Annotated in this window: 16 protein-coding genes; 3 read left to right on the forward strand and 13 right to left on the reverse strand. The window is 41.1% G+C overall.

The window, feature by feature from the left end:
- Positions 1-7 precede the first annotated feature (7 nt).
- The 4 genes from nirD to J7E67_RS19970 form a co-directional block, all read right to left on the reverse strand.
- A complete protein-coding gene (gene nirD / locus J7E67_RS19955; protein WP_308161458.1) occupies positions 8-271 on the reverse strand; it encodes a nitrite reductase small subunit NirD in 264 nt (87 codons plus the stop codon).
- Positions 272-335: 64 nt separating this feature from the next.
- Positions 336-2,759: a nitrite reductase large subunit NirB gene (gene nirB, locus J7E67_RS19960; RefSeq protein ID WP_214718644.1), complete on the reverse strand. Its 2,424-nt coding sequence runs from the start codon at positions 2,757-2,759 to the stop codon at positions 336-338.
- 201 nt (positions 2,760-2,960) lie between these two features.
- A complete protein-coding gene (locus J7E67_RS19965; RefSeq protein WP_214718642.1) occupies positions 2,961-3,947 on the reverse strand; it encodes a hypothetical protein in 987 nt (328 codons plus the stop codon).
- A 23-nt stretch (positions 3,948-3,970) separates the two neighbouring features.
- Complete coding sequence (locus tag J7E67_RS19970; RefSeq protein WP_214718640.1) at positions 3,971-4,198, reverse strand: hypothetical protein; 228 nt, start codon at positions 4,196-4,198, stop codon at positions 3,971-3,973.
- 243 nt (positions 4,199-4,441) lie between these two features.
- Between J7E67_RS19970 and J7E67_RS19975 the strand changes: the two genes are divergently transcribed.
- A complete protein-coding gene (locus J7E67_RS19975) occupies positions 4,442-5,170 on the forward strand; it encodes a hypothetical protein (protein ID WP_251026884.1) in 729 nt (242 codons plus the stop codon).
- Between the two features lie 45 nt (positions 5,171-5,215).
- Here J7E67_RS19975 and pruA read toward each other — a convergent pair whose 3' ends face one another.
- The 8 genes from pruA to J7E67_RS20015 form a co-directional block, all read right to left on the reverse strand.
- Positions 5,216-6,763: an L-glutamate gamma-semialdehyde dehydrogenase gene (pruA, locus tag J7E67_RS19980; protein WP_214718637.1), complete on the reverse strand. Its 1,548-nt coding sequence runs from the start codon at positions 6,761-6,763 to the stop codon at positions 5,216-5,218.
- Positions 6,764-6,883: 120 nt separating this feature from the next.
- Positions 6,884-8,056: a CamS family sex pheromone protein gene (locus J7E67_RS19985; RefSeq protein ID WP_214718629.1), complete on the reverse strand. Its 1,173-nt coding sequence runs from the start codon at positions 8,054-8,056 to the stop codon at positions 6,884-6,886.
- Positions 8,057-8,069: 13 nt separating this feature from the next.
- A complete protein-coding gene (ligA, locus tag J7E67_RS19990) occupies positions 8,070-10,079 on the reverse strand; it encodes an NAD-dependent DNA ligase LigA (RefSeq protein ID WP_214718627.1) in 2,010 nt (669 codons plus the stop codon).
- Positions 10,080-10,289: 210 nt separating this feature from the next.
- The gene (gene pcrA / locus J7E67_RS19995) at positions 10,290-12,539 is read right to left on the reverse strand and encodes a DNA helicase PcrA (RefSeq protein ID WP_214718625.1); all 2,250 of its coding nucleotides are present in this window, start codon (positions 12,537-12,539) and stop codon (positions 10,290-10,292) included.
- Between the two features lie 57 nt (positions 12,540-12,596).
- The gene (gene pcrB / locus J7E67_RS20000) at positions 12,597-13,292 is read right to left on the reverse strand and encodes a heptaprenylglyceryl phosphate synthase (RefSeq protein ID WP_214718624.1); all 696 of its coding nucleotides are present in this window, start codon (positions 13,290-13,292) and stop codon (positions 12,597-12,599) included.
- 186 nt (positions 13,293-13,478) lie between these two features.
- Positions 13,479-13,793: a YerC/YecD family TrpR-related protein gene (locus tag J7E67_RS20005; protein WP_214718623.1), complete on the reverse strand. Its 315-nt coding sequence runs from the start codon at positions 13,791-13,793 to the stop codon at positions 13,479-13,481.
- A gap of 26 nt (positions 13,794-13,819) precedes the next feature.
- Positions 13,820-14,869 (reverse strand): DUF3048 domain-containing protein, encoded by a 1,050-nt coding sequence (locus J7E67_RS20010; protein WP_214718668.1) that lies wholly within the window; start codon positions 14,867-14,869, stop codon positions 13,820-13,822.
- A gap of 74 nt (positions 14,870-14,943) precedes the next feature.
- Complete coding sequence (locus J7E67_RS20015; RefSeq protein WP_214718622.1) at positions 14,944-16,689, reverse strand: adenine deaminase C-terminal domain-containing protein; 1,746 nt, start codon at positions 16,687-16,689, stop codon at positions 14,944-14,946.
- A 170-nt stretch (positions 16,690-16,859) separates the two neighbouring features.
- Here J7E67_RS20015 and J7E67_RS20020 point away from each other — a divergent pair, with 170 nt between their 5' ends.
- Positions 16,860-17,162, forward strand: a complete 303-nt coding sequence (locus J7E67_RS20020) for a YgaP family membrane protein (protein ID WP_214718621.1) — start codon at positions 16,860-16,862, stop codon at positions 17,160-17,162.
- Between the two features lie 95 nt (positions 17,163-17,257).
- A complete protein-coding gene (locus tag J7E67_RS32340; protein ID WP_348982634.1) occupies positions 17,258-17,371 on the forward strand; it encodes an EYxxD motif small membrane protein in 114 nt (37 codons plus the stop codon).
- On the opposite strand, the gene purD is transcribed toward J7E67_RS32340, so the two are convergent.
- Positions 17,368-18,642, reverse strand: coding sequence for a phosphoribosylamine--glycine ligase (purD, locus tag J7E67_RS20025; protein ID WP_214718620.1), 1,275 nt, complete (start codon positions 18,640-18,642; stop codon positions 17,368-17,370). The genes J7E67_RS32340 and purD overlap by 4 nt on opposite strands.
- Positions 18,643-18,659: the final 17 nt, after the last annotated feature.

Below are 18,659 nucleotides of genomic sequence, written 5' to 3' on the forward strand. Positions count from 1 at the left end.
TTCGCTCTTATCTGACAATAAAAACGATATCTTCCTCTAATTCAACCTTAAATGTCCGTACTTGACCTACATCCGGTGACTGTACTTTACCATCTTTTAAGGATATTTTCCAATCATAGACGGGGCAATATACATACTCGCCACTGACAAGGCCTTCTGAAAGGACGCCTCCTTTTGGATGGGGACTGCGGTTTTCAATCGCATAAACCTCTCCACTTGTTAATTTAAATAGGGCAATTTCTGTATAATCGATTTTAAATAGTATACCCAGATCGAACTCTTAAATTAGAATAGTTTGCCACTGGAATTCTTGTTATTGTTTGAAGCATATTGAATCACTCCCCAGCCTTAATAGTGTGTTTTGCATAATATTTATCTTGAATTTCTTCACTTTGAATCGCTTCATTCCAAGGTTCGATATATTTATTTAATGTTTTATCCATGCGCTCGTTTAAAGCTTTCCGTGTTTCCTCATTGGCAAGTACTTCTCTCACATGATCCAAGCCAACACGTTCTACCCATTTTGAAGTACGCTCTAGGTAGTTGGCTGTTTCACGATAATATTGAAGGTAAGCACCCGTGATTTCCATTACTTCCGCTTGTGTTTTCACAGTACATAGGAGGTCCCCCGCACGGAGGTCGACACCGCCGTTACCAGCGACATAAATCTCCCAGCCGCCATCAATTCCGACAAAGCCAATGTCTTTGATTCCTGCTTCGGAACAGTTCCGCGGGCAGGCCGATACGCCCATTTTTACTTTATGAGGAGTATCGAGGCGTTCAAATTTCTTTTCAAGTTCAATGCCAAGTGCCATCGAATCCTGTGTTCCATAGCGGCAGAACTGAGCGCCGACACAAGTTTTTACGGTACGAAGCGTTTTTCCATAGGCATAACCAGAGGGCATATCGAGCTCTTCCCACATTCTTGGCAGGTCTTCTTTTTTCACTCCGAATAAACCAATCCGCTGTCCGCCTGTTAATTTTACCAGTGGTACCTCATACTTTTCGGCAACCTCGGCGATTTTTTTCAAATCGGCTGCTGTCGTTTCCCCGCCATACATTCTTGGTACAACCGAGTAGGTTCCGTCCTTTTGGATATTGGCATGCATTTTTTCATTGACGAGTCGGGAATCACGATCATCTTTGTATTCATCCATATGAATCATACCTAGATAGTAGTTGATGGCCGGACGGCATTTGGTACAGCCTTCCTCATTATTCCACTCAAGGACGTTCATAACTTCTTTTACACTTGTTAAGCCTTTTTCTTTAATTTCGGCCACAACTTCATCACGGCTTAGGGTTGTACAACCGCACAGGCTTGTCTTTTGTGCTGCCGCTTCATCAAATTGGTCGCCCAGTGTATAGGCAAGAATATTGCTTACCATCGGTTTACAGCGTCCACAAGAACGGCCTGCGTTCGTACAATGGCTCACTTGGTCCAGTGTGGTTAACCCTTGAGTTTTGATTGCTTCAACAATGGCGCCTTTAGTGACTCCATTACAGCCACAAACTAATTCATCATTCGGCATTGAAGCTACATCACCATTGCCGCCTCCTGCACTGCATTCAGATTGCAGGACCGAAATACTAGTCATTCCGCTAATGTCTTCTTTTTTCGTCAGCATCCGGAATAATTTGGTGCTATCCTTGGTGTCTCCATATAGCACGACACCAACAATCGTGTTATTTCTTGTTAAGATCTTTTTATAGACACCATCATATTCATTGTAGACCATGATCGATTTTGTTGAACCATCTTCAAAAATTTCTCCAGCAGAGAAAAGGTCCACGCCGGCTACCTTTAATTGTGTTCCGGTCACAGAGCCTTCATATGGTTCGCCTAAATTGCCACAAATACGGTTGGCCAGCACTTTTCCTTGTTCATATAATGGGGCCACCAAGCCATAGACAATCTCTCGATGTTCCGCACATTCCCCCACGGCGTAAACATTAGGGACGCTTGTTTCCATGAAGTCATTGACCACTATCCCGCGATTGACATAGATTCCGCTGTTTCTTGCCACTTCGGTGTTAGACTTAATTCCGATTGCCATAACCACCAGGTCCGCTTCCACCTCTGATTCATCTTTAAAGCGAATACCTGTTACTCGTTCCTTGCCAAGGATTTCAACGGTTTCTTTTTCCATTAAGAAGTTCATGCCCTGGCTTTCTAGTTCTGCCTTCAGTAAGGATGAAGCAACCGAATCCAGCTGTCGCTCCATTAGATGCGGCATTAAGTGAACAACATCAACCTTCATTCCCAGGTTTAACAGTCCTCTTGCTGCCTCAAGACCTAGAAGTCCGCCGCCGATGACCACGGCTTTCTTAAATTGCTGAGCTGACTTGATCATCATTTCACAATCATTGATATCACGAAATCCAGTCACACCGATTTTGTCTGCACCTGGAATTGGGAGGATGAAAGAATTTGATCCTGTGGCAATAATTAATTCATCATATTCGACTTCCCTGCCTAAATTACTAACCACACGTTTTCCGTCCACATCAATGTTTACAATCGATTCACCTGTAAATAATTGAATTCTATTTTCTTTATACCAATCTAGCGGGTTAATGATAATATCTTCAAAGTTTGTATCCCCTTGAAGTATATTTGATAGTTTAATCCGATTGTAGTTTGGATATGGTTCTTGTCCAAAAATAGTAATTTCAAATGGTTCAGTGGTTACTTTGAGGATTTCCTCTACCGTTCTGACGCCTGCCATACCATTTCCGATCATTACTAGTTTTTTCATTTATCAATCACTCCTTATATGTTAAATAAGTATTTTTAAGGTTAGTAAGGTTTTCTTTATATTTAAATTGTAAATGCTAGCGTCGATAAAATTTGTGAAGTACGTCACTATCCAAACAATTATGTGAATATTTTCACATAATTGTCATAGTATATTTGGGCAACAAAAAAATAGCACACAAAAAATGCATGCTATCTAACTCTAAACTACCTTTTTTTCAGTTTTCCTTATTTGAAAGAGTTTTACCATTGAATGAATCATGGGAACAAGCACACCAATTACTACAACAGGGGCAAGCTCCCATAATACCAAGGGTGGAGTGATGAGAATACCAGTTATATGGATTGCATACAAAGTAAGAAAATAAGCTAGGCTGCCTGCCAGACCAGCTAACCGAGGGGTTTTTCTAAACAATAAATAGCATAAAGGAATGAATAAAAGCGTTATCGGAACATAAGAGGTTGGATAACCAACTGCAGCAAAAATAGCTTTGCCTACAAACCTTAACAGGATATAAAGTGCCGTCGCCATCACAGGTATGGTATAATCACGGCAATATCGGATGATTAGAATTGTTAGGAGAGCGACCATTAGGATTGAATAGGTGGGATAGACCCATTCCGGAATGCCGCCAAAAATCTGTGAGGCAGGATCTGAGATTAGTTCAAGGATTTCCTTTGAGGCAATCGATTTTCCATGAATGTATTGATCATATGAAATGGCCCCGTTTTCCTGTTGCATATTCGGAAACATCAAGCATTCAAGGAGATACATGGCAAACCAGGTATGAAGTGACCACCATGACGGTTGAATATCTCTCGTATATAGAAAGTAACCGTGCCAGACCCCAAAAATCATAATTGCTGTACCAATATAATAAATAAAATGGGTTGGACTCCATGTGGTTAAATCAATTCCATACGCAATATGATAGGTGAAATCTAGTGGGATCCCAATTAGGAATATAACGTAGCCTATTGTAATCAGGTTTCTAGAAAATCGGTCCAGATAATTTAAACGTCGCCACTCTTGAATTAACAAATATGCGCCTAAAGCAAAACCGATGGTATTAACAATATGGGGAATGGAGTATTCCTCAAATAAATATTTAAAATGATAAGAAGCATCCCATGCAGAACCAATAAATTTTAATAGAAAGGCAAGTACCCATAAACGATAATATTTCAACGATATCATCTCCTCTCTAGCGCTTATCCAAGTAAATCAAATATATCCCCAAAGATGGCAATAAGAATATAATTCACAGCTAACGCAATCGCAAAAGTAATTCCAGCGCCCCGAACATTTTTCTGTCGAAATAATTTATACATAAACGTAAATCCTGCTGTGACAACAAAAATATTACAGATTAAAAATGTCCAAAGTAAATTTTCACTATGTTGGACTGATGTGACGTGAAATAGATATAATGGAATCAATTTACAATCCCCCACACTTTTAGTCCTTACTGCCTTTTCTCTATATTATCATTATTTTTACTATAGGTAACTTTTTAAATTACATAAAATTCTTGCATTGGTTGAATTAGGTAATGTATTTTTAAAAAAGTAAGTTCTCATTGAATGGAGGAATTCCCACTGAAAAAATCTATCCTAGTTATGATCCTTTTTTATACCTTGTTTTTATCGGCTTGTAATCCGGTTAGAGTCCCAAAGTCGAGTATGGCTCATAATATGAGTGCCACTCCAACTGGTGTCATCCCTACAAAGTCTGATTGGAAGATCCAGGATCATCCGAATGCAAATGAGAAAATACCCATTTCACTGCTAATAATGGATCAGTCCAATAAACCGATTCAATCATTTGATACTGTACATGAGAAAAAAATGCATTTATTTATTGTTAGTAAGGATTTAGCTTATTTTTCTCACATCCATCCAGAATATAAGGGAAATGGCGAATTTGATTTTACCACTAGTTTCCCCGCCGGCGGAGATTATAAGCTCATCTCTGAATTTACTCCGAAGGGTGGAGGGGACCCTAGTGTAGAAAATCATTGGGTCCAGATTGAAGGGGAGGCCGCAGAAGAAAAACCTCTTGTCCCTGATCAGAAGCTAACCAAAGTCGTTGATGGAAAACTAGTGAAGCTCTCTTTTGACCAAATGATGGCTGGAATGACGATCCATATGAATTTCACCATTAGTGATGCAAAAAACCATCAACCCATTAAAAATCTGCAGCCATATTTAGGGGCAATGGGGCATGCGGTCGCCATGAGCAGTGATGCGGAAAAGTATTTACACATCCATCCGATGACAACAGAAGGAAATGGTCCAACGGTAACCTTTATGACTATTTTTCCTGAAAAAGGCATTTATAAGATATGGGGCCAATTTCAGCACGACGGCAAAGTATTTACCGTCCCTTTTGTGATAAACATATCAAAATAAAAGTGACCCCCCTTCTCGGCTTGAGAAGGGGGGTCACTTTTATAATTAGTACATTTCAGATGTTGTTTTTGCCTGCATATGAAGCAGCAAGTAGTCAGGACCGCCTGCTTTGGAGTCGGTTCCGGACATATTGAAGCCGCCAAATGGCTGATAACCAACGATGGCTCCAGTACATGAACGGTTAAAGTACAGGTTTCCAACATGGAAGTCTTCACGAGCTTGTTCCATGTGAGCACGGTTTGTAGTAATAACTGCACCAGTTAAGCCGTATTCTGTGTTGTTCGCAATTTCAAGAGCCTCATCGAAGTTCTTTGCCTTTGTGAAACCAACAACAGGGCCGAAAATTTCTTCCTGCATAATACGTGCTTTAGGAGCAAGATCCGCAATAACCGTTGGTTTAATGAAATAACCTTTAGAATTATCTCCTTCGCCGCCAGCCATTAACTTGCCTTCTTGCTTGCCGATTTCAATGTATTCCATGATTTTTTTGAACGCATTATTGTCGTTAACAGGACCCATGAACGTAGCTTGTTCAGTTGGATCTCCAACCGTTAACTCATTAGTTAATTCAACGACACGATTCAATACTTGATCGTAAACACTTTCTACGATTACCGCACGTGAACATGCAGAACATTTTTGACCTGAGAAGCCAAACGCACCTGCAACAATTGATTGAGCAGCAAGCTCTAGATCTGCTTCACTATCAACCACAATGGTATCTTTACCGCCCATTTCAGCAATCAAACGTTTCATCCATACTTGTCCTGGGTTCACTTTCGAAGAACGCTCGAAAATTCGAAGTCCAACATCACGGGAACCAGTAAAGCTGATAAAGCGAGTATCTTTATGGTCCACTAAATAGTCGCCCACTTCAGCACCGCTTCCTGGTACGAAGTTAAGAACACCTTTAGGCAGACCTGCTTCTTCCATGACTTCAACAAACTTCGCTGCAATCACAGGAGTAGTTGAAGCGGGTTTTAATAGAACCGGGTTACCAGAAACGATAGCTGCTACTGTAGTTCCTGCCATGATCGCAAATGGGAAATTCCATGGCGAGATAATAACACCAACACCAAGGGGAATATAGGAATAACGATTAAATTCGTTCGGACGGCTTTGAACGGGTACACCATCTTTAAGTGCTAGCATTTGGCGTGCATAGTATTCAAGGAAATCAATTCCTTCAGCAGTATCTGCATCCGCTTCTCTCCATGGCTTACCAGCTTCTTTCGTCATAAGAGCAGAAAATTCGTGTTTGCGGCGGCGAATAATTGCTGCAGCTTTAAATAAAACATCCGCGCGGACTTCAGGTTTGACCTTTTTCCAAGTTTTAAATGCTTCGACTGCTGCTTGCATTGCTTTTTCAGCTAGGTCTTGGCTAGCTTTTGAAACGCGGCCAATTACTTCTTCCTTATTGGAAGGATTATAAGAAACAATTTTATCTTCTGTTGCAATTCTTTCTCCATCAATAACTAAGTCGTAATCCTGACCTAAGTAACCTTCAACTGTTTTTAACGCCTTTAGATAGGCCTGACGGTTCTCTTCAATCGTAAAATCTGTAAATGGTTCGTGCTTGTAAGGTTGTACCATTTGTTAAACCCTCCTATGTATTAAAAACGTTTACACTCCACTGTTCATTCTAACATGTTTCATTTAAAGGCCGCAATAATTGTCGGGTCCCACAAAAAAAGACCCAGCATTAGCCAGATCTTATTGATAAATATGGACAAAAGGTTCCTCTTCATTAGCCTTTCGGACAATCAGTGCTTCAGGACCATCCACAGATGTAACACTTACCGAGACAGACAAATATTTAGGAAAATGTTCCATGACAAGGCCGGTTACATACTGCGTAAAACCTATTCCTTCTGTTTTTCCATAGAATTGAATTGGAATGTTAATATTTAAATCCTGCAGTTGGTCTCCCATGTAAAAGGCTCTGCCAATCACACCATTATAGTTAGGAAAATACTCCTCCACATCCTGCTTAAAATTTAAAAACGCAGTGACATCATCACGATGTTCTTCCTGTGCATCTGCAGAAGGGAAAAGAAAGTACTTTTCATTTACATTTTCCCAGCCATTTAAAGTAGTACTGCCATTGTCGACAGTGGAATAGGTAATGAAGTTACCAGGAACGACGGAAGACTTGCTTTCTTGTTCAAACAAGGCAATCGTAATTGGAACGTCCTTTAAAGACTTTATGCTCCTCATACGCTTTATCACTTCTGCAGCTATTTTCTTCCCTTCACTGACCATTTCTGAATGCGGGACTTTTTCCTCAAGGGTATCGCCGTCTGATGTCTGTTTATAGTAGTAAACTGAATTTAAGGCAAGGCCAATCGTAACACCGCCGAGTGTTACATTCCCCTTTTCATTTTTTATTAAGTAGTCGTGTTCTAAAATATGAGCTAAATAGATTGGCGAACTCGGTTCACCCTTGCTTCCAGTGTTCACAGGATTTAGCCCAATATTATCAGCATCTTTTAGTGTTTTATCTTCTTTTTTCATTTCATTGAACTGCTCTTTTGTGTATTTACGGTTTAACCAAAGTCTTATTGTCTCTTCTTTGATTTCCTGTCCTTCACGAAACAAATATTTTTCTGTATCAAAAGAATTTTGGGCAATTCTCATTAAGCCCATTTCAAACTCGTTTAAGTCATATCTTGTATTGATATTATTGACAACCAATCCGCGTGCTTCCCCTGGTTCAAATGGCAAAATTGTCCGGTAATAGCTGTCCGAAATATTATACTTTGGAATAATTGCCTTCCCTTTCACTTTCTCCTTCGTTTGCACAACCTCATTTTGCTTCTCAAAGTTTGGTGCACAGGCACTCAGCAAAAAGACAAGGGAGAGAGCGAGCAATGAGAACTTTCTCACGTCGATACACCTCTTATTTATTTAATTCAACTAGGAGTTTCTCCTCGCCCCACACTTCAATTCCTAGTTCTTGTGCCTTGGTTAGTTTTGAACCCGCCTCAACACCTGCAATGACAAGGTGTGTTTTTTTGCTGACACTTCCAGCCACATTCCCGCCCAGCGCTTCGATTTTATCCTTTGCTTCATTCCTGGATAAACGTTCCAGCTTTCCTGTAAGAACAACGGTCTTTCCTGCAAAGATGGAATCGGAATTTTCTGCGGAAACTGGTCTGGAACCCTTATATTCCATATTAACGCCCGCAATAACTAATTCGTTGATTAACTCCACAGCCTCTTCTTTTTCAAAAAAGGCGACAATTGAATCCGCCATTTTATCACCAATTTCATTAACCGCGATTAAATCTTCCTTGGTGGCAGCTGCGAGTTTGTCCATCGTACCAAATTGTTGGGCTAACGTTTTTGCGGCTTTGGCACCAACATGACGGATCCCTAGTCCAAATAAAAGCTTTTCAAGTGAATTATCTTTCGATATCTCAATGGCTTTAATAAGATTAGTAGCTGATTTCTCACCCATTCTTTCAAGGGCTAGAAGCTGTTCACGAGTAAGCTTATAAATATCGGCAACATCGGCAATTAATTTTTCAGCAAAAAGCTGGCTGATCACCTTTTCCCCAAGACCCTCGATGTTCATCGCGACCCTTGAAACAAAATGAATTAAGCCTTCCCGAAGCTGTGCAGGACATTTAGGGTTAATACAACGTAAAGCCACTTCTCCTTCAAAACGCACGAGCTCACTTTCACACTCGGGACAATGAGTCGGCATGTGGAATTCTACTTCTTCCCCTGTCCGATGGTCAGCCAAAACATTGACCACCTCTGGAATAATATCCCCTGCCTTTTTGATAACGACTTTGTCACCAAGCTTGATATCCTTTTCCCGGATTAAATCCTCATTATGCAAGGATGCACGCTGTACAGTTGTTCCTGCTACTTTGACTGGCTCAAGAATGGCCGTAGGGGTAATCACACCTGTTCTACCAACACTTAACTCAATATCTAAAAGAGTTGTGACCACTTCTTCTGCGGGGAACTTGTAAGCAATGGCCCAGCGCGGACTTTTTGCTGTCGTTCCGAGTTCTGCCTGGTGGGCATAGGAATCTACTTTAATGACGATTCCATCAATCTCATAGGGAAGGTGCGGGCGCTTTTCGACCCAGCTATTGACATATTCGATCACTTCGTCAACCGATGCACACTTGTTCCGCTCATGATTGGTTTTAAAGCCGAGGCGATCCAAGTAATCAAGGCCTTCGCTATGAGAATCAATCCCGCTGATTTCACTGATATTTCCGATTCCATATAAAAAGACATCTAGTCTTCTAGAGGCAGCGATTTTCGGATCTAGCTGTCTTAGTGACCCTGCTGCTGCATTTCTTGGGTTGGCAAATAGCTCCTCGCCGTGCTCTGCCCTTGTTTGATTCAATGCTTCAAACGAACGTTTTGGCATATAAGCTTCGCCGCGGACCTCCAAAGAAACATTTTCGCGGAGACGGAGCGGGACGGATTTGATGGTTTTTATATTAGCGGTAATATCTTCACCAATGGTCCCATCTCCACGGGTAGCGCCTTGTGCAAATAGACCATCCACATATCGTAACGATACAGCCAGACCGTCAATCTTCAACTCACATACATAAGAAATATCGACCCCGACAGCTTGACGGATGCGACGGTCAAAATCCCTTAAATCTTGCTCGTTAAAAGCATTGCCAAGACTAAGCATCGGTGTACGATGCTCTACCTTTTCAAACAGATCGAGCACGGTGCCGCCAACCCTCAGTGACGGCGAATCTGCTGTTTTTAATTGCGGATGGTTTTCCTCAAGTTCCAACAGTTCCTGCATTAACTTGTCATATTCAGCATCTGGTACAGATGGTTTGTCTAAAACATAGTATTCATAGCCATAGTGATTTAGCAGGCTGCTTATTTCAGTGATTCTCTTTTCTGCACGTTGAAGGTCCATATATTCAGTCCTTTCCTTAAGGATTTCTTAAACTTGTCTGTTGATTTCCACTCCATGCGCGCAGCGCCGCGCGGGCGGTCCGGGGAGCCTCCTCGGCGCTAAGCGCCTGTGGGGTCTCCCCTGCCCCGTCCTCCCGCAGGAGTCTCGCGCATTCCGCTCCAATCAACAGAGTGTGTAAAATCAAAATAAGGTTTAACTTAGCCTATCTAATTAGACTTTATTAATCGGAGCAAATTTGGCTAACAGGCGTTTGATTCCAACCGGACTTGGAAAGGCAATATCTAACTCCGTTCCCTCCCCTTGGCCTTTTACACTTACAACGGTTCCGATACCCCATTTACCATGTTGGGCTTTATCGCCAACCTTCCAGCCAGCCTCATCGCCAGAAGCAGCAGAAACTGGGCGCATAACTGGTTTTCTGGCTGCAGCCGGTGGACCAAATGACGTCTTCGGTGATCCGAACGATGTGCTGCGTCCTGAGCCAAATGATTTTGAATTCACTTTTTTCTCCGCTGGTTCGACTCCTTCGATCAGGTCTTCAGGGATTTCTTTTATAAAGCGAGAAGGTGGATTCATATTGGTTCTCCCAAACAATGTTCTCATTTGGGCGTTTGACAGGAACAGCGTTTGCTCCGCTCTAGTAATTCCTACATAGGCTAGACGGCGCTCTTCTTCCATTTCTACTTCTTCCATCAAAGATCGGCTATGAGGGAATACACCTTCTTCCATTCCAATCAAGAAGACAACCGGGAATTCCAGCCCTTTAGCCGAGTGCAAGGTCATGAGCGTAATTGAATCTGCCTTTTCACCATCGTCATCAAGCGAATCAATATCAGCCACCAGGGCCAAATCGGTTAAAAAGGCAACAAGACTCTTATCTTCACTTGAATCTTCAAAGCTTTTTGTCACAGATAATAATTCCTCAAGGTTTTCGAGGCGGCTTTGGGCTTCCAGCGATTTTTCCGCTTTGAGCATTTCACGGTACCCGGATTTTTCCAGTACTTCTTCAACTAGTTCTGTAACAGACAGAAACTCTTGCATATTGGTATAATTTCCGATTAAATCGCGAAATTCTCTAGCTGCTTTGGTGATTTTCGGACTCAAGCCCAATAGTTCCACTGACTCAAGTGCTTGGAAAAGGGATAAATCATGCATTACGGCAAAATCAGCAATTTTATCAACGGAGCTTGAACCAATCCCTCGCTTTGGAACATTAATAACACGGCGTAAGCTAATATCATCATCAGGATTGGAAATTAGGCGTAAATAAGCCAGCATATCCTTAATTTCTTTCCTGTCATAGAACTTTGTTCCGCCCACGATCGAGTACTCGATATTCGATTTTAGAAGCACTTCCTCCATGACACGGGACTGAGCGTTCGTGCGATACAGGATGGCAATGTCGGTTAATTTGTTTTGATGATTACGTGTTAATTCTTTAATTTTTCCAGCAACGAATTGTGCTTCCCCCTGCTCACTGTCCGCACGGTAATAAACAAGTTTGTTGCCTTCAGGGTTTTCGGTCCATAGGTTCTTCGCTTTACGGTTTAGATTGTTTTGGATGACCTTATTGGCAGCTAGAAGAATCCTTTTTGTTGAACGGTAGTTTTGCTCTAGTAAAATCACCGTTGCGTTCGGATAGTCTTTTTCAAACGAGAGGATATTTGCGATATCTGCTCCGCGCCATCGATAAATGGATTGGTCAGAATCCCCTACAACGCATAAATTCTTGAAACGACTTGCAAGTAACTTTACTAACAGATACTGTGCTTTGTTCGTATCCTGATACTCATCGACATGAATATATTGAAACTTGCGCTGATAATATTCGAGGACCTCAGGAACCCGTCTAAATAATTGAATCGTCATCATAATGAGATCATCAAAGTCCAGCGCTTGATTCTTTCTTAATCGCTTCTGGTATTCTTCGTACGCAGTACCTACAACATCTTCAAAATAGCCTCCGCCTGACTTCTTATACTCGTCCGGTTCGATCAACTCATTTTTCGCTGAGCTGATAGCTCCTAAAATAGCACGTGGATCAAATTTCTTCGGATCAATATTTTTTTCCTTAAGAATTCCTTTGACCACGGATAGCTGATCGGTTGAATCAAGAATCGTAAAATTACGGTTAAAGCCGATTCGGTCAATATCTCGGCGTAAAATCCTGACACACATCGAGTGAAAGGTGGAAATCCAAATTTCTTCGGCGGCCCCGCCCATCATTTTTCCGATCCGTTCTCTCATCTCTCGTGCGGCTTTATTTGTAAACGTAATCGCTAAAATATTATATGGATTTACTCTTTTTTCTACAATTAAATAGCCAATTCGATGGGTCAGTACTCTTGTCTTACCACTTCCGGCACCAGCCATTAGTAACAGCGGTCCATCAGTTGCCCTAACGGCACTTTGCTGCTCTGGATTCAGTCCATTTAATAGCTTATCAGTTAAATATTGCATTTAATATCCACCACCATCACAAACATTTGTTCTTATTTTTATCATAACTCTATTTTTCTACTTTAGCAATGATCGATCAATCTTTACTGTCTCCAAGGCTAAGTCAAAATTTTCATAAATGGCGTTTCCGACCACAATGACATCTGCATGCTTGGCCATTTCTGAGGCATGTTCAATGGTTGATATTCCTCCACCATAAAAAAGGATTGTTTTTTCAAGCGACTTTTTCACGCTCGCAACCAGTTCAACATCACCATATTTACCGCTATATTCTACATAAAAAATCGGCAGCTGAAACATTTTTTCAGCCATTACCGCGTAGGCAATTACTTCTTCATTGGTTATGTTTGTTTTCACATTTGTCAGTTTGGCAGCTTTGCACTCCTCATTTAAAATGCAATAGCCCTCCATGATAATTTCTTCCCAATCCATGATTTCACCAAATTCCTTAACCGCTTGGTGGTGAAGTCCTGTAATCCATTTGGTATCGCTGCTATTTAAAATGGTTGGAATAAAATAAAGGTCGAATCCTGGTGTAACCGTCTCAATCGTTGATACTTCAAGGACACATGGGACCGAAAACCTGCGAATTCTTGCCATCAAATCGAGGACTTTTTCTAATGTAATCCCATCTGTCCCACCTACGATAATGGCATCGGTTCCTGATTCACAGATTTTTTCTAAACGGTCTTCCGCTATTTCTTTATTTGGATCGAGTTTAAACACATGCCGCCACTCGCGAAAATCATACATCAAAAAGATCCTCCCATATCATTAATTCCATTACACCATTATAGCACTAGCCGATTCGATTAAAAAAGAAAACACTAAATCTAAATTTGGAAATCATAACTAAATCTAAAAAGCTGAAGAGCCTTGATCAGGGGCTGGAGCTGGATTCAAAAAAAAAAACCGAAGAGCAATTTCTCTCCGGCTTGTTTATTCTTGTTTAGTTCCAGTCGTTTCGCCCTTAACTCGTTCAAGGACCATTTCATACGTATCGTTTCCATAATTCAAGCAGCGTTTCACCCGTGAAATGGTGGCTGTGCTCGCCCCGGTTTCCGTTTCAATTTTGTGATACGTATTCCCTTCGCGTAGCATTCTTGCTACATCAAGACGTTGTGCTAATGACTGAATTTCATTAATTGTGCATAAATCGTCAAAAAAGCGATAGCACTCTTCAAGATCATTTAAGGAAAGAACGGCTTGAAACAATTGATCAAGCTCCTTACCCCGTAATTTATTAATTTGCATATTGTTTACCCCTTTAAAATGTCTATTTAGTTTACATCAAACGTGGCAATATTCTGCAGACCAGGTTTGGTTGGAACAACATTGACCCATGTTTTTCCTGGTACGAGTGGAACCTCTTCACCATTTTTGACTGGAACAATTTCACCGTTCTTATTCATCCACTCCACTTGGTTGACCTTACCCTTTTGAAGCAAATAGGCTTTTCCGCCAGACTTAAAATCGATATCTCGACGCCCATAAGAATCGATAAACTGGTGCTCAGCTTCGATAATAAAAATATTATCCAACAAAACAGGCTCTTTTGTATCTAAATCAATGGTTTGCTCGTTGCCTGAAAAACGAATATATTTACCGATCGTATCGTCAAATTTTAAGACTGAATTGGAAATTCCACTCTTAGAATAAGTAATTTTAACAGATTTAGCTTCCTTACCCGTAATATTTATACTTTCTTCTTCTGTGAAAAATTTAAATGGTGCTGGACTTTTTTCCATTGAGTATTTCTTCTGCTTAGCACCTTTTAAAATGTTTTCATACGTAATATAGGAGTTATGGGGTGCTTTTCGGGTTTTAGAGCGTTTAAATAGTGTACCATCATAGACCATCCCATTTAAATTATCAATATAGTTACCATTTAGGAGTTTCTTTGCTTCCGGGCTATAGCCATGGGCAATGTAAAGGGCATTAAGTCCTTTTGCCAAGTATATATAATAGTCCCTTGCACTCCTTACCGGACCAATATTTGCCGGCTTTTCACTTTGAAATACTGCCAGGAAGCGAGTGATATCACCCTCTGCTAGAATTTCATAGACGATATCTGCCTTGTTCAGGCCCGATTGGGGTCTTGCTTTTGGGTGATTATTAATCATTACAGCTACCGCTCTTCCATCTGTGCTGGTTTCAGAGCCAATCCCTGTTAATGGATAAGAATACGGGTCAACTTGTTTCTCTTCTGGTTTATTCTCTGTTTGAGTTACAGGTTTTTCCTTCTTTACTGGTTCCGTAACCTTTTCCTTATCACTACACCCAGAAAGTAGTAACAGGAAAGCTATCACGAAAACAACCCATTTTTTCATTTTCATGAACACACCCCTATTTACTCTCAATAAGAAAAACACTTTCACGCTTTAAAACTTTACTCACTTACAGTTTAACGCATTATTGACGGAAAGAGTACTGTTTTATTCATTACATCGTACATTCCCTGTGGGGTAATCCGAATGTAAGGCAAATGTGTTGCAGAAAAGAAGGCAAGACTGTATATAGGATCTGAAAATGAATAGCCTCGTTCTTTTAACTCGGTAAGCAGTCTTTTTTCATGACTGATTAATTCTTCGATTGGAAGGTTTGACATGATTCCACCTAAAGTTAATGGTATCTCGCACACGACCTGATTGTCCTCAACCATCACAATGCCGCCGCCTAATTCTTTCATTCTATTAAAAGCCTGGAGCATATCTTGTTTATTTTTTCCTATTAAAATAATATCTCCGGTATTTGAATACGAACTGGCCAACGCTGATAATGTAGTCGCAAATCCTTTTAATAACGTATTAATTCGCCATTTCCCATTGCGGTCAATCAATGTAAAAAAGCATTCATCATGATGTGATGGCAGTTCATCACCTGATGCATCAATAGAAATGGAATATGGCTTGGTGATGACGGCATTTTCCATCTTGATCCCAAACGGCATGGAAAATTGCATATCATCTATTGATAAATCCCAATCCAACTCCATCGGCTTTAGTCCATAATCGTTCCAAGTAATTGGCGGGTAGGCATCGGCCACTCGCTGTCCATCCCGTTTGACCCATTTTCCTTTCGCTAGAACGGAAACAGGTGTTGGATTTTCAATACTGGATAAGAAGTTTATATTGGCTACCCGGCCAGTGGCAATATTACCATGGAGATGATCAATATTGTAATAGCGGGCAATATTTACTGTTGCCATGTTATAGGCATCAATAGCTGGAACACCTTTTTCAATGGCAATGCGAATCATTGCATCAGTGACTCCTTGCTCGTAAAAGGTTGAGGATGAACCATCAGTATTAAATATTAATCTATCATATGCCTCTATACCTAGTCGCTTCATATCATCCAATATGTTCGGAAGATCAGGTCGAATCGATGAATACCTTAAAGACACCATATACCCTTGCATTAATCGGTTATATACTTCTTCACCTGTCATCGCTTCATGGTCAGAGTCCGCACCAAGCAGCATCATTTTTGCCAATGTTTTTTCCGAAGCTCCTGGAAAGTGGCCTTCAATTTGCTTGCGCATCCGTTTTGCTTCTTGAATCCAATGGAGCATCATATCATCGCCATCAAGCAGTTTGGGCCATCCTGTCAATTCCCCGCCCTGAAGAACCGCATCGTGCTCAAGCCATGATTTAACATTACTATGTGAAAAAATTTCTTCTTCATGCAGAATTTCTGTTTGTGAATCAAAACGGCTCCACCAAAACATCGTTGTTGGAATGGAGCGAAGATCCTTTAATAATGTAAACGCTTCCCTTTTTTCCAAATGTAAAACAAGGGCCATATTGTCATTAATTAATGTCGTTGTCCCGAACTGGGATGCATACGCAGCCAGTGTTTGGGGATTATATAATTGAAACGGATGGGCATGTGGCTCAATGTATCCCGGGACAAGAATCTCATTGGTGCAATCAATGATTTCACAGTTATCAAGATGTGTTGGCAAGTTCTCACCCACATAAACAATCCGATCTTCACAAATCCAAATATTTGCTCTTAACCACTTTTGAAACGTCTGATTTAAATACAAGGCGTTTTTCAATAAAATGGTTGGAGACGTTTTTCCATCCAAAACGGATACATGCATGCGTAAGTGTTTATTTTTCCAGCGGTAGCGTTGCTCTAGCATACGTCTTCCCTCCCCTTTTTTAAAAAAACTATCTATACAATAATAAGTTGATTTAACAGTAAAGAAAGCCCTTACAAAAAATTCTTTAGATACAATATTATCATATTTTACTGTTTAACGCATTAAAGAATTGATAATATTTGTAAACAATTTGTGAAGGAGTGAACAAAATGAATGTTAAACCAAATATTAGTATCTTAAATGCATTAATTCGGATTACGATCGGCTTAACGATTCTTTCCTGGACTACTTCTAAACTGGTCAAACACCCTTGGAGAGATTCTTATTTGTTTGTCGCCTTGTGTGGGGCAATGAAGGTAGCAGAGGGAATTATCCGCTATTGTCCGCTTACTGCTTTATTTGAAAAATGTCAGTGCATGATCGAGGATCACGATCGGGCGATGGATTCAATGGATGGAATGGAAGGACTTAATGGGGATGGGGATCAATTGGTACCCTATAATCCAACTTAAATCGGGGAATTGTAGATATCATCGAATCTCATTTTTTTCAAGCTAAAAAAGAGCTGACCCTAAAGCGGTCAGCCCTTGATTGGAGTTGATTGTTCATGTTTTGGGAGTATCTAACGGATATGTCGTTTGTTCTAATTGCCATTATCGGCAGCATTGTCGCACTTCTTTATGTGTTTATCCGTCGAACTGGAAAGAGGCGAGCCCGTTAGCGCGTAACGGGTTGGATCGCTTTTGCACCGATATCTTTTCGATAAAAGACACCATCACATGTTAACTTTTCCAGTTCACGATACACTTTTTCTTGCGCTTCTACTATACTTTCGGCTTTGGCTCCTACAAGAAGCACCCTGCCTCCAGCAGTAACAAACTCACCTGCATCATTTTTCACTGTTCCTGCATGAAAAGTGAAAACCTCTTGATTATTTAACTCTGCTAACCCTGTTAACACTGCACCCTTTTCATATACCTCAGGGTACCCTTTCGCAGCCACTACAGCACCGATCATAGCCTGTTCATCCCATTCAAGAGTAGGACATCCTCCATTTAAGAGCTCCAACACGACTTGAACTAAATCCGATTTCAATCTAGGCAGCACTACTTGTGTCTCTGGATCACCAAAACGGGCATTAAATTCAATCACCTTTGGACCATCAGGTGTTTTTATCAAACCCGCATATAACACGCCGCAAAAACTTCTGCCTTCCTGTACCATTGCTTTTGCCGCCGGAATAAGGACAGTATCAACAGCCGTTTGAACGGTCTCCGCACCGATTTGAGGAACAGGTGAGTAAGCACCCATTCCGCCTGTATTTGGACCAAGGTCACCATCATAGGCGCGTTTATGATCTTGAGCGATTTCTAATGGTACGACGACCTCACCATTCACCAATGCCATTAACGAAAATTCCTCACCCGCTAAAAACTCTTCAATGACTACACGGGATGACGCTGCACCGAATTTTGCATCAATAAGCATTTCTTCCACGCTAGCGAGGGCCTCTTCTTTCGTGAGCGCTACGGTGACACCTTTTCCTGCTGCTAATCCGTCCGCTTTAATGACAATCGGCGCACCTTTTTCCTCAATATAGTTACGGGCATCCTCATATTTAGTGAAAACAGCATAATCAGCCGTAGGGATTTGATATTTCTTCATTAGTTCTTTTGCGAATGACTTACTTCCTTCAATCTCGGCTGCTGCTTGGCGCGGACCGAATACGGCCAAACCAGCAGCTTCAAATTTGTCAGCAAGTCCCTCCAGCAAGGGTACCTCTGGACCAATAATCGTTAAGCCCACTCCATTGTCCTTAGCGAACTGAAGGAGCTGTTCATGTTCCGACTCTGCAATCGAGACAAGTTCCGCTACATCTGCCATTCCGGGATTACCAGGAGCAACAAATACTTTTTCTAATCCTGCGCTTTCACTTACTTTTCGGCAAATTGCATGTTCTCTACCACCACGGCCGATAATCAGTACGTTCATCGAATGCCCTCCATCGG

Source organism: Bacillus sp. ISL-46 (assembly GCF_018613205.1).